At 62.1% G+C, this 12,069-nt stretch carries 10 protein-coding genes and 1 tRNA gene; 8 read left to right on the forward strand and 3 right to left on the reverse strand.

The window, feature by feature from the left end; genetic code table 11:
• Positions 1-82 precede the first annotated feature (82 nt).
• Complete coding sequence (locus ACRQEC_RS08090; protein WP_234984498.1) at positions 83-2,107, reverse strand: M3 family metallopeptidase; 2,025 nt, start codon at positions 2,105-2,107, stop codon at positions 83-85.
• Positions 2,108-2,356: 249 nt separating this feature from the next.
• Here ACRQEC_RS08090 and ACRQEC_RS08095 point away from each other — a divergent pair.
• Both ACRQEC_RS08095 and ACRQEC_RS08100 read left to right on the forward strand, forming a co-directional pair.
• Positions 2,357-2,441, forward strand: a tRNA-Leu gene (locus ACRQEC_RS08095).
• Positions 2,442-2,582: 141 nt separating this feature from the next.
• Positions 2,583-2,993 carry a hypothetical protein gene (locus ACRQEC_RS08100; RefSeq protein WP_087070750.1) on the forward strand — a complete coding sequence of 137 codons (411 nt, stop codon included), beginning with the start codon at positions 2,583-2,585 and terminating at the stop codon, positions 2,991-2,993.
• A 6-nt stretch (positions 2,994-2,999) separates the two neighbouring features.
• Here ACRQEC_RS08100 and ACRQEC_RS08105 read toward each other — a convergent pair whose 3' ends face one another.
• Positions 3,000-3,956 (reverse strand): aldo/keto reductase, encoded by a 957-nt coding sequence (locus tag ACRQEC_RS08105; RefSeq protein WP_435734869.1) that lies wholly within the window; start codon positions 3,954-3,956, stop codon positions 3,000-3,002.
• A 195-nt stretch (positions 3,957-4,151) separates the two neighbouring features.
• Between ACRQEC_RS08105 and ACRQEC_RS08110 the strand changes: the two genes are divergently transcribed.
• Both ACRQEC_RS08110 and ACRQEC_RS08115 read left to right on the forward strand, forming a co-directional pair.
• Complete coding sequence (locus ACRQEC_RS08110; RefSeq protein ID WP_301575202.1) at positions 4,152-4,973, forward strand: undecaprenyl-diphosphate phosphatase; 822 nt, start codon at positions 4,152-4,154, stop codon at positions 4,971-4,973.
• 124 nt (positions 4,974-5,097) lie between these two features.
• Entirely contained in the window at positions 5,098-6,369 is a 1,272-nt protein-coding gene (locus ACRQEC_RS08115) for a hypothetical protein (RefSeq protein ID WP_284890168.1), read from the forward strand.
• Between the two features lie 92 nt (positions 6,370-6,461).
• Here ACRQEC_RS08115 and ACRQEC_RS08120 read toward each other — a convergent pair whose 3' ends face one another.
• Positions 6,462-7,283, reverse strand: a complete 822-nt coding sequence (locus tag ACRQEC_RS08120; RefSeq protein ID WP_284890169.1) for a RecB family exonuclease — start codon at positions 7,281-7,283, stop codon at positions 6,462-6,464.
• A gap of 64 nt (positions 7,284-7,347) precedes the next feature.
• On the opposite strand from ACRQEC_RS08120, the gene ACRQEC_RS08125 reads away from it, so the two are divergent.
• From ACRQEC_RS08125 to ACRQEC_RS08140, 4 genes are all read left to right on the forward strand, one after another.
• Entirely contained in the window at positions 7,348-8,499 is a 1,152-nt protein-coding gene (locus ACRQEC_RS08125) for a tRNA (adenine-N1)-methyltransferase (RefSeq protein ID WP_284890170.1), read from the forward strand.
• Positions 8,500-8,593: 94 nt separating this feature from the next.
• Positions 8,594-10,195, forward strand: a complete 1,602-nt coding sequence (gene arc / locus ACRQEC_RS08130) for a proteasome ATPase (RefSeq protein ID WP_284890171.1) — start codon at positions 8,594-8,596, stop codon at positions 10,193-10,195.
• Positions 10,192-11,781: a depupylase/deamidase Dop gene (dop, locus tag ACRQEC_RS08135; RefSeq protein ID WP_284890172.1), complete on the forward strand. Its 1,590-nt coding sequence runs from the start codon at positions 10,192-10,194 to the stop codon at positions 11,779-11,781. Before arc ends, dop begins: the two co-directional genes overlap by 4 nt.
• Positions 11,782-11,882: 101 nt before the next feature.
• Complete coding sequence (locus tag ACRQEC_RS08140) at positions 11,883-12,062, forward strand: ubiquitin-like protein Pup (RefSeq protein WP_026429315.1); 180 nt, start codon at positions 11,883-11,885, stop codon at positions 12,060-12,062.
• The last annotated feature ends 7 nt before the right edge of the window (positions 12,063-12,069 follow it).

Genomic DNA, 12,069 nt, shown 5'->3' on the forward strand with positions numbered 1-12,069 from the left:
CTTTTCAGGCGCCCTCCGATGCGGCCCCTAGGGCATCACCGTGGTGCTGCAAAGGCCGCCAAGCTCAGGGCTCGCGCAGTACTTAGCTCTCCAGCAGTCCGTGCCGCTTGAGCAGCGCGGTGGCATCCACATCCCGCCCGAGCAACGCCGCGAAGGACTCCTTCGGATCACGCGAATTACCCCGCGCGAGCACCTCGCGGCGCAACTTCTCGCCAGCCTGGCGATTCAAGCCAAGATCGCCCTCGCGTGCGGCGTCGTTCTGGAACCACGCCACCGTATCCGCATCCAGAGCCTCGCACCAGGTGTAGGAGTAGTACCCGGCAGAATACCCACCGGAGAAAACGTGGTTGAAGTAGGCGCTACGGTACCGCGGGGGCACCAGGTCATGCTGCACACCCGTGGCCCGCAAAGCCTTCTCCTCGAAAGCTTCGAAGTCCGCGGGACTTGCCGGCACGTCGGCTTCACCGAGGCGATGCCAGGCCTGATCCAAAAGCACCGCCTGCTCGATTTCGCACATGCGGAAGCCGGCCCCGTAGCCGCGCGACGCAACAAGCGCCTCGGTTTGGGCTGCGGGCAGCACCTCACCGGTCTGGTAGTGGCGCGCGTACCGCGAGAGCACCTGCGGGTGCCGGGCCCAAATCTCATTGACCTGGGAGGGGTATTCCACAAAATCACGCGGAACATTCGTTCCGGCCACCGAGGGCCAGCGCACATCGGAGAGGAAACCGTGCAGCGCGTGCCCGAATTCATGGAAAGCAGTTTCCACTTCGTCCCAGCTCAGCAAGGTGGGCTCGCCGGGAGCCGGCTTGGTGATATTGAGGTTATTGCAGATGACCGAAGCGGGGGAGCCCTCCGCGGACTTCTGCACGATAGCGTGCATCCACGCGCCCCCGCGCTTACCGGGCCGCGCGTAGTAATCACCCAGGAAGTAGCCGAGGAAAGTGCCGTCCTCTTCGGCAACCTTCCACACGATCACGTCATCGGTGTACCCGTGTTCTTCAGTGCGGGTGAAAGTCAGGCCGTAGAGCCTATTGGCCGCGTAGAAAACACCTTTCTCCAGCACGTTATCGAGTTCGAGATACGGGGTGAGGGCCTCGTCATCAATGCTGAACTTTTCAGCGCGCGCCTGATTCTGGGCCCGCACCCAATCGCTGGCGGTGAAGCTCTCCTTCCCCCAGCGTTCCTTGACGAAGGCGGCCAGCTCCTCAGCTTCGGCAGCAACATTGCGGGCAATGGGCGCCATCATGGGGGAGAGGAGCGCATCGATATTTTCCAGCGTCCCGGCTGAAGAATTCGCGGCCACGTAGGCGGCATGGTTCGGGTAGCCAAGCAGCTTGGCGGCCCGGGCCCGCAACCGCACCAGTTCCAGAATGGACTCGCGGGTATCGGTGGCCGCGTCATGACCATCGCAACGCCGCAGGGACGCATCCAGGAGGCGGGCGCGGGCTGCGGCGTCGTCCAAATTATCCAGCAACGGCTGCTGGGTGGGCAGGCGCAGCGTGGCGAGATAAGCGGCCGAGCTATCCGCGGCGGCGGCCTCCCCGGCCAGGCCTTCGCGCTGCGAAGCGGACAGCCCGCTCAGTTCCGCCTCGGTGAACTCCACCGCGTCATCCAGACCGGCCTGCACGATACGCTGGCCGATCTCGGTTGAAAGCTCAGCCATGCGGTTATTGATAGCGGCCAGTTCGCCGCGCGCGGCTTCGTCGAGCCCGGCACCGGATTGTTGGCAGCGCTTGAGGTGCTCGCGGGCGGTATACGCGGTTTCCGGATCCAGATCCGCCTGGCACAGCTGCTCAAAACGCCGGTACAACCGCGGATCCATGTACAGCGCGTCCTCGTGCGCGGTCATCTTCGGGCTGAGCTCGGCCTCAACCCGATCCCACTCCGCCCCGCCAATCGAGGAACAATAGGTGTAGAAAATCGAGGCTTCTACCTCAAGCTCTGCGCCGGAGAGTTCAAAGGGGCGCAAGAAATTCTCAACGGTGGGCGCCTCGGTAACCTCGAGAAGAGAGGCGACGACGCCGCGCTGGTGCTCCATCAAATCAAGGACCGTGGCAAGTTGGGATGCCGGGGTCACATGCGAAAAATCAGGTAAGAGAGTACTCATAGGCTTAACGGTAGCGGGCCGGGCCGAACAAGTACCAGCACGGCCCGCAATCAAGGTGCCTGCACGGCCCGCGCTATAGGTACCGGCGTGGCCTGCGCTATAGGTACCCGCACGGCCCGCGCCAGAACCCGCGCCAGCCGTGCGTAAGTGGAATCACACCTGTTCCCGGCCGCATAATTTGAAAAAGCGGGCACTGGCCTGGTAGATTCTTCTCTGTTGCTCAGCACGGCGTGCTGAAGAACAATCACCGCGCGGGTGGCGGAATAGGCAGACGCGCTAGCTTGAGGTGCTAGTCCTCGTATAGAGGGTGGGGGTTCAAGTCCCCCTCCGCGCACGGTGAGAAAGCCCCGGAAATCTATGTTTCGGGGCTTTTCGCATGTCCGGGTGCATGCATGGCCGGCATCCAGCCCAATCGCGGGAATTCCAGCGCCGCTAAGGTTAGCGAATCACCTGCCTTTCGGGGTATTCTAGGGCCATGGCTACGAATCCGCGCGCTGCGCTTGACCGTCTCATCGGTGCTTTCGAGGATTTCCACCAGGCGGCTACTACCGCTGATGACCCGGAAGCTCCGGCGGTGCTGGAAGCCGCCGATAAGCTGGCGGATGCCTACACCATTTACGATGACGTCATCTTCACGAATTTCGATGTCGAAACACCGCTGGATGTTTTCGATAGCGATAGTGACGATTTCTACGACGATGATGACGATTCTGAGGACTACCTCTACGACACCGATGATTATGACGATCTGGACGACGATGATGACGATTCAGACGACGATTACGATGACGATGAGGATGATGAGGACGATTACCCCGGCCTCGATGACGAAGACGACGAAGGCGACGACGCGGATGAGGCCGACGCCGCCGCTTCTCGCGCCTAAGACGGGCTAAGAAATATCGTTAAGCGCCTCGATCACCAGATCAGGCAGCTCTTCGCCACCCGCGAGGTTTCCCCCGAGCAGGCTGGTTAACTGGCTGGCGGTGCGCGCGCCTACCAGGGCGGCGCTCACCGGGGTGGCCAGGAGCCAGCCCAGGGCAACCTCGGCGGGGTTCCAATTTAGGCCCTCGGCGGCTTTCGCCACCGCCTCCACAATCCGGCGCGGTCCCTCATCCAAATAGGGCGCCACAAAGGCGGCCAAATGATCGGAGGCCGCTCGCGAAGTTGCCGGGATGGCATGCCGATATTTCCCGGTAAGCACACCCCGCCCGAGGGCCGAGGTGGCAAGCAGCCCGATCCCCATGGCCTCGCACATCGGCAGCATGGCTGTTTCAACACTCCGCTCCACCAGGGAATACTCTTCTTCCACCACGGTGAGAGCAGGTAGGTGGCGTTCGCGCAGCAGGGTTTGCATAGCCGCAACCCGCCAGGGCGCATATCCCGATACCCCGATATAGCGTGCCTTACCCCGCATCACCAGCCCGGCCAGGGCAAGCGCAGTTTCCTCATCCGGGGTGATGCCATCGGGGCCACCGGCCACCGCAATATCCACGGTGGCGATACCGAGCCGAGCGAGGGACGCATCGAGGGAACGTGCAATCCCGGCTCGCGACACGCTATAGCTGGGACCGCTCGGATTATCAAGGAAACCTACGCGGGTGCAGATGGTGAGCTGCGAGCGGGCGGCGTCGTCGCCAAAAAAGGTGCTGAGCAAGGAGCCGAGCAGCGCTTCTGCCGCACCGTCACCGAAAGCCGGTGAGGTGTCCACGAGGGTGCCGCCGGCGTCCAGAAAGGCGCGCAACTGCCCGCGGGCCTCCTCCTCATCGGTATCGCGACCCCACGTGAGCGTTCCCAAGCCGAGCGTGGAGACAAGAAGCCCGCTGGCACCAACCGCACGATAATCCATGACTCCACTCTAAACCACCGCGCCGGACCAGAGCCGGGCTAGAGCCTGACCAGAGCCGGGCTAGAGCCTGACCAGAGCCGGGCTAGAGCCGGACCAGAACCGAACCAGTGCCGCCGCACTTCGCCGGGGTGCGCTGCCAGTTCCGCCCGGACACCTCACCGCGCCGTCGCGCCGCGCCCGCTATGCTTAGTCCCCGTGGGTTATCTAGAAGCAGCCATTCTTGGGCTCGTGCAAGCACTAACGGAATTCTTGCCGATTTCTTCTTCGGCGCATATCCGCATTGTCGGTGATCTTTTCGGCTGGGGCGATCCGGGCGCGGCTTTCACCGCGATTATTCAACTGGGCACCGAAGCCGCGGTGCTGTGCTACTTCTGGAAAGACATCGTGCGCATTATCCGCAAGTGGTTGTGCTCGTGGACCGGGCGGGTGGCGCGCACGGACGCGGATGTGCGCATGGGCTGGGTCGTTATTATCGGCACGCTGCCGATCGGCCTCCTCGGCCTGCTTTTCGCGGACACCATCGAAACGTCGCTGCGTAATCTCTATATCACCGCGGCCGTGCTGGCGCTCTTCGCGATTTTCTTAGGGCTAGCGGATCGGTGGGCGAGCCAGCGCAAAGACCTGCGCGATATGAGCTACCGCGACGGTTTGCTCCTCGGTTTCGGGCAGGCTCTCGCGCTGATTCCGGGGGTATCGCGTTCGGGCGGCACGATTACCACCGGTCTGCTCCTCGGCTATACCCGCGAGGCGGCGGCGCGGGTATCCTTCCTCATGGCGGTGCCGGCGGTGCTGCTCTCGGGCTTCTACCAGCTGGTCAAATACGCCGGTGACGCCTCGATTCCGGCCGGGCCGACGATTCTTGCCACGGCGATTTCTTTCGTTTTGGGGTACGCGGTGATCGTGTGGTTCTTGCGTTTGGTGTCCACGCGTTCGTACCTGCCTTTCGTGATCTATCGCTTGGGGCTGGCGGCGCTCGTGGTGGTGTTGCTCGGCACCGGCGTGCTCTCTGTTTTTTAACGACGACGCCGCGACGGCTCGCCCCGCTGCTGCTGTTCCCGGAGGGCGAGCGGCGTACTGGGTAGACTGTGCGTGGGTTCCTCGCGTGGAGGACCCGCGAAGTAGGAGACTAACGGATAACCAGATGGAGACTTGGACACGCCCGGAGGTACCACCGCTGGGGTTTACCCCGGACCTCAACCTGTACGATTCCGACAATGAGGAAATTTGCCGGGTGGAAACGCGGCAACCTACCCTCTACACCTGCGGTATCACCCCCTACGATGCCACTCACCTGGGGCATGCTTTTACGTACGTGAGTGCCGATACCCTGGTGCGGTACTGGATGGCCGCGGGCCTTCCGGTTCGCTACGCCCAAAACATCACGGATATTGACGATCCGCTTTTTGAACGTGCGGAGCAAACCCGGGTGGATTGGCGTGAACTGGCTGATTCTCAAGTAGCGCTTTTCCGTTCCGATATGGATGCTTTGCGGGTTGTTCCGCCCGGGAACTGGATTGCGGTCTCTGAGATTTTGGATGAGGCGGAGGCGGTGGTTCGCGATTTTGAGGCGCGTGGCCTCGCGTACCGCTTGCCCAATGGGGACGGCTCGGAAGATATCTATGTTGATCTCACCCGCGATCCGAGTTTCGCCGCCGCGCCTGTTTTCGAGTACTTGGACCTGGAGCGGATGTTCGATGAACACGGTGGGGATTCCACCCGTCCGGGTAAGCGCCGCACCCTTGACCCGCTGGTGTGGAAGGGCGTGCGTGGCAATGATTTCCGGCCCGCGGGGGAGAAACCCGGGTTCTGGCGGCCGGGCTGGCACGTGGAATGTGCGCTGATAGCCCGCACCTACCTGGGCGAACATATCACCGTGCAAGCCGGCGGGCGTGATCTGCTCTTCCCACACCACGAGATGAGCGAGAGCCACCTGCGGGAGATGACGGGTGACCGCGGCCGGGTGGATATTCACTTCCACGTGGGGATGGTGGCTTACCAGGGCGAAAAGATGTCCAAATCCTTGGGGAATTTGGTCCGGGTTTCGGAGCTGACCGCTGCTGGTGCGCATCCGAGCGCGATTCGCCTGGTGCTCCTGGCCAATCATTACCGTTCCGATTGGGAATACGAGGCGAGTGCGCTTGAGCGGGCCGAAGCCCGCTTGGAAGCCTGGCAGCAGGCAGCCCGCAGCGCGCTCGGAAAGCCGTTCGCAGCCGCAGGGCTGGGCGATAGTTCGGCCGCGGAGTCTGGGCTGGTTCCCACCTGCCGGGCGCTCATCGAGGCGATTTCGGATGATCTGGACACACCGCAAGCCCTACGCATTGTGGATGAGTGGGCGGCATCCGGAGCACCCGATGCCGGGCAGGTGGTGCGCGCGGTGGATGCCCTCATGGGTATTCAGTTACTTGCCGAATAATCCGGGGTTCAGAGCCCTGAGGTAGGTGCCTGAGGCAGGCGCGGGCAACGGCCGGTGCGCGTTCGTTGTGCCAACGCGACCGGGCGCGTGCGCTAACTATGTGCCGTGCGCATCTGCTCCACCCCCTCCGTGCTGAGCGGCGGGGGAGTTCCGCCGTAGGCCGGGCAGATCTGCTGGAAATAGCACCAATCGCACAGGCGGGAGGTGCGCGGTTCGAATTCCCCGGAATCCAGGCGCGCGGCAATATCCCGCCAGGTTTCCTCCAGATCCATGGCGATACGCCGGGTATCTTCCGGGAGGGGATCATAGGTGAGAGTGCGCCCATCCTTGAGGTAAACAAGCTGGGTGCGGGCCGGGCGCTGCCCTTCCGTCAATTCCAACAGCAGCGCATAAAAACGCATTTGGTAGAGCGCTTCGTTCTGGTAGCGCGGATGCGGGGACTTCCCGGTTTTATAATCCACCACCCGCAAGGCCCCATCGGGAGCCGCATCGATACGATCCACGATTCCGCGCAGGGCCAAACCTGAGGGCAGGCGAGCATTGATGAATTTTTCCCGATCCCGCGGCGCCAAGAACCGCGGATTCTCCATATGGAAATAGTTGCTAATAAGCGCGCGGGCCTGTTCCAGCCATTCCGAGAGCGCATCCGCGGACTCAAAAAGATCCGCATCCTGCGGGGACTTTTCCAGGTGCGCATCCCAACGCGGCAGCAGAAGGGACTGGGCGTATTCTTCGGTGCGGGCTTGCTGTGGTGCGGCGTACAGGTATTCCAGAACCGAATGCACCAGGGTGCCGCGCAGCGCGGCGAGGGAGGGCGCTTCCGGGAGGCGATCCACGCTCCGGAAACGGAAGAGCAGCGGGCACTGCTTGAAATCTTTGGCACGTGATGGTGATAGTGCGGCGTGACGAGTCATGCTTCCACTTTAACAACTCGCTACGACAGAAAAATCTGCGGTAAGGACAAACTACACTGGAGGAATGACACTACGACGAGGCCCCTTCCGCCCCGGTGAACGCGTTCAACTCACCGATCCCAAAGGGCGGCATTACACCATCAATCTCACGGTTGATGGCTACTTCCAGTCCACGCGCGGCTCTTTCCGCCACAGCGAACTCATTGGGAAAGAGGAAGGCAGCCTCATCACCACGGAAGAAGGCCGCGAATTCCTCGCGCTGCGCCCACTTCTGAGCGATTATGTGCTCTCGATGCCGCGCGGCGCCACCATTGTCTACCCGAAAGATGCGGCGCAAATCACCCACATGGCGGATATTTATCCGGGGGCACGGGTTTTTGAGGCGGGGGTCGGTTCCGGTGCTCTCTCCATTTCCCTGCTCCAAGCGGTAGGCCCTCAAGGTTTTCTTCTCAGCGCGGAACGCCGCCCGGAATTCGCGGAGATCGCGCAGGCCAATCTGGTGTCCTGGTGGGGGAGCAACCCGGAAAACTGGCAGGTGGAATGCGGGGAAGCAGCTGATATTTTGGCTGCGCACCCGGCTGGTTTTGATCGCGTTATCCTCGATATGCTCGCTCCCTGGGAAATCATTCCGGCGGCCGCGCAGGCTTTGGTACCCGGCGGAGTTTTCCTCGCTTACGTTGCAACGACGACGCAGCTCTCCCGCTGCGCCGAAGATCTCAAAGCAACGGGACTTTTCACCGGCCCTGAAGCCAGTGAGACACTGGTGCGCACCTGGCATTTAGAAGGGCTCGCGGTGCGCCCCGATCACCGGATGGTCGCGCATACCGGCTTCCTTATTGTGGCGCGCCGCCTAGCCGGACCCACCCAGCTAACTCCGGCATCCCGCCCGGCCAAGGGCGCCTACGCCGAACCCATGCCCTGGGAAAACCCGGACGCTGAACCGCTCCAGGAACGCCCGATTGCGGAAAAGAAACTTCGTAAAGTCCGCCGTGATCTAGCGCACCGGGCCGATGTGGAAGAAAGCGGGGTATCCACCCCGGGAGAACATTCCCGCCAGGTAGCTGAGAAAATCGCAGCGGAAATCGCCGAACGTGAAGCGGAAAAGCGGCGGCAGGGCGAAGAATCTCGGTACGTCGAAAAACAGCGGCAAGGAGCGGACGCGGGATACGTGGAAGAGCAGCGGGCCGTGGAGCAAACACAGCGCTTCGAGGACTAGTGGCCTAACCGTGAGGGCGCCGGGGATGCTATATCCCGGAGTGGGCGGTAAGGTAGGCCTGTCCTAGAATAAGGGGACGATCAGAAAGGAAGCCATGAGCACATCGGAGTCGAGCGCGGCTCTTGCCGAAATCGCGTCCTTGCGTGAGAAAAATGAACGGCTCTCCACCTCGCTGGTCGCCGCCCGGAAACGCATCCAGGAATTGGGGGAGAAACTCGATTCCCTCTCCCGGCCTCCGGCTACTTTCGCCACCTTTATTCGCGGGCATTCTTCCGATCATTCCATTGATGCCCTCGTGGGCGGCCGGAAAATGAACGTGGCCGTTTCCCCGTATGTTGCTTTGGAACAATTGCGCCCCGGCCAAGAAGTACGCCTCAATGAAGAACTCGTGGTGGTGGGCATTGGCGGCTACGAAAATACCGGGCAGCTCGTCGCTGTCGAACTCGTGCTGGATCCCCAGCGGGTGCTCGTGCGGGTGCACGCTGATGAAACAAAGGTGCTGCGCATCGGCGGGAAACTCTCGGCCGCGAAACTGCGGGTCGGGGATACCTGCATGGCTGACCTGAAAACCGGGTTCCTGGTAGAAAAGGTAGAGCGCCCGGATGTTGAGCATCTGCTGCTCGAAGAAGTCCCGGATGTTTCCTACGCGGATATTGGCGGCTTGGATGCTCAGATTGAGGAAATCCGCGACAGTATCGAATTACCCTTCCAGCAACCGGACCTCTATCGGGAGCACGGCCTGCGCCCGCCCAAGGGCATTTTGCTGTACGGGCCGCCGGGAACAGGGAAAACCATGATCGCGAAAGCGGTGGCCACCTCCCTCGCGGAGAATGCCGCGCGTGCTCAAGGGGTAGCGAAGGCATCCTCGTACTTCCTCAATATCAAGGGCCCGCAGCTTCTCGATAAATACGTGGGAGAAACCGAACGCCAGATCCGTGAAATCTTTTCCCGGGCCCGGGACCGGGCCTCCTCAGGTATTCCCGTTGTTATTTTCTTCGATGAAATGGAAGCCCTCTTCCGCACCCGCGGCTCCGGTGTGTCCTCCGATGTGGAAACAACCGTGGTGCCTCAGCTCCTTGCCGAAATTGACGGGGTGGAACAACTCTCCAATGTCATCGTTATTGGTGCTTCCAACCGGGAAGATATGATCGACCCGGCTATTTTGCGGCCCGGCCGGCTTGACGTGAAAATCCGGGTCGAACGCCCCGATTATGCGGGGAGCGTGGATATTCTCTCCAAGTACCTCACCCCTGATCTGCCCTATGCACCAGCTGATATCGAGGCCTACGGTGGCGGGGCCGGAGCCGCCGCTCACCTGGCACGGCTCATCGCGGATAAGGTTTTCGAGGCATCCCCGGAGAACCGCTTTGTTGATGTCACCTACGCGTCGGGGCGGAAAGAAACTCTCTATCTTGCCGATTTTGTGTCCGGGGCTCTCCTGGCTGGCATCGTTGATCGCGCGAAAAAAGCAGCTATCAAGACGTATTTGACCACCGGGGCGCGCGGGATTACCGCGGAGCACGCTATCGCCGCCGTGCATGCCGAAGCCCGCGATAGCTCGGAATTGGACCAGATCTCCAACCCGGATGAATGGGCCAAAGTCAATGGTAAAAACCGCGGGGAGCGGATCGTGGCGGTGCGCCCGCGCCAGAGTGATTCGAGCGCGCAGAACACAGGGGGAGAGGAGCCACGATGACAGTACGTCGAGTCATCGGCCTGGAAACAGAGTTCGGGATTATGGAACCCGCCGACCTGCGGGCCAATCCCGTGGTGCTCTCGGCCGATTTTGTAGAAACCTACGGGCATGCCGGGGCAGGGGCCGGCACGCACGGCCCGGTGGCCTGGGATTACACCGGGGAAGATCCCCTCAATGATGCCCGCGGTTTCCGGATGAGCCGGGAGGAGGCGGACCCTTCTCAGCTCACCGATGATCCGGAGAATCCCGCCCCGCCAGCTGGCGTCGTCGTCGCACCTATAACGGAAGACGACGCAGAGCTGCGCCGCCCGCGCGCCGCGAACGCGGTTCTCGCCAACGGCGGGCGCCTCTACGTTGATCATGCCCACCCGGAATATTCCTCGCCGGAAACCGCCACCCCGCGGGAAGCCGTGCTGTGGGACCGCGCCGGTGAACTCATCGCGCGGCGCGGAATAGAACTGCTGCGCGAAGGCGGGCGCGAATTCGCGATCTACAAAAACAACGTGGACGGAAAAGGCGCGGCCTACGGCTCGCACGAAAACTACCTGGTTGATCGGGCGCTGCCCTTCACGGAAATCATCCGCTACCTCACGCCTTTCTTCGTGACCCGGCCGATCCTGTGCGGTACCGGGCGTGTGGGGCTCGGCCCGCGCTCGGAACAACCCGGCTTCCAGATTTCGCAACGCGCCGACTACGTGGAAAACGACGTCGGGCTGGAAACTACCTTCAACCGGCCCATTATCAATACCCGCGATGAACCGCATGCGGCCGCGGAGCGCTTCCGGCGCCTGCACGTCATCGGGGGAGACGCCAACCAATTCGATGTGTCGATCCTGCTCAAAGTGGGAACTACGTCGCTGGTGCTGTGGATGCTGGAACAGGACGCGGTTCCTCTCGGGCTGGAATCCGTGATTATGGATAGTCCCGTGCCCCTCACGTGGACGGTCTCCCAGGACCCGAGCCTCAGCACCAAACTTGAGGTGCATGAAGGTGAACCGCGTACCGCCCTGGAAATTCAGCAGATCTACCTCGACGCGGTCCGTGATGCGCTGGCCGAACGCGGTGAGGTGGACGGCGATACCGCAGAAATTCTCGAGCGGTGGCAAGGCGTGCTGGACTTGCTCTCGCGCGATATTTTCTCCGCAGCATCCCAGGTGGAATGGGTGGCGAAATACCAGATCTTGAGCGAATTACGCGAACGCGGTGGGGGCAGCTGGGATTCGGATAAGCTGCGCGCCCTCGATGTCCAATGGCATGATCTGCGCCCGGAGCGCTCCATCGTGGCGAAACTGCGGGCTGCCGGGCGGGTGGAGGAACTCTTCTCCGAAGCGGAGATCGCTAGAGCCGCTTTGCACGCACCGGGTTCGACGCGCGCGTATCTGCGCGGCCAGCTCATCTCCCGCTTCTCCGAACACGTGGCCGCGGCAAGTTGGTCGAGCGCGGTGCTGCGCGATAGTGCCGGCCAGCTCCACCGCCTCAGCCTGCCCGATCCAGCCGGTGCGAACGAGGCGGCCCTGGGGGCCACCCTGGCTGGCGCTCACACGATTGACGAAGTTATTGCCGCGCTCACCGCGGCGGGTTCGTAGGCGGGCCCGGGCCGGTCCCGCGTTTGGGCGGGTCACGCAGCCGGCACGCACCCGCAAGCCGGCACCCATCCGCACCAGTACCAGAAAAGAGGAAGGAAGAAATGTCCAGTCAAGAATTCCTGCAGCCCCAGCGCCGCCAGGAAGAAAACACCGAAGTTGAAGCCCCGCAGGCCCAAAACCAAGATTTTGGTATTGACGCGCTGCTCGACGATATCGACGCCGTGCTGGAAAGCAATGCGTCCTCCTTCGTGCAGGGCTTCGTGCAGAAAGGCGGACAGTGATACCCCG

It is taken from the genome of Actinotignum saccati (assembly GCF_051265055.1).
In the GTDB taxonomy this organism is placed as follows: Bacteria; Actinomycetota; Actinomycetes; order Actinomycetales; family Actinomycetaceae; genus Actinotignum.

Bases quoted from the DNA above. Each gene is read 5' to 3' on its own strand.
- ACRQEC_RS08105 (WP_435734869.1), bottom strand. From the start codon at position 3,956: ATGGATTATCGTGCGGTTGGTGCCAGCGGGCTTCTTGTCTCCACGCTC.
- ACRQEC_RS08140 (WP_026429315.1), top strand. From the start codon at position 11,883: ATGTCCAGTCAAGAATTCCTGCAGCCCCAGCGCCGCCAGGAAGAAAAC.
- arc (WP_284890171.1), top strand. From the start codon at position 8,594: ATGAGCACATCGGAGTCGAGCGCGGCTCTTGCCGAAATCGCGTCCTTG.
- ACRQEC_RS08090 (WP_234984498.1), bottom strand. From the start codon at position 2,107: ATGAGTACTCTCTTACCTGATTTTTCGCATGTGACCCCGGCATCCCAA.
- ACRQEC_RS08115 (WP_284890168.1), top strand. From the start codon at position 5,098: ATGGAGACTTGGACACGCCCGGAGGTACCACCGCTGGGGTTTACCCCG.
- ACRQEC_RS08125 (WP_284890170.1), top strand. From the start codon at position 7,348: ATGACACTACGACGAGGCCCCTTCCGCCCCGGTGAACGCGTTCAACTC.
- dop (WP_284890172.1), top strand. From the start codon at position 10,192: ATGACAGTACGTCGAGTCATCGGCCTGGAAACAGAGTTCGGGATTATG.
- ACRQEC_RS08120 (WP_284890169.1), bottom strand. From the start codon at position 7,283: ATGACTCGTCACGCCGCACTATCACCATCACGTGCCAAAGATTTCAAG.
- ACRQEC_RS08100 (WP_087070750.1), top strand. From the start codon at position 2,583: ATGGCTACGAATCCGCGCGCTGCGCTTGACCGTCTCATCGGTGCTTTC.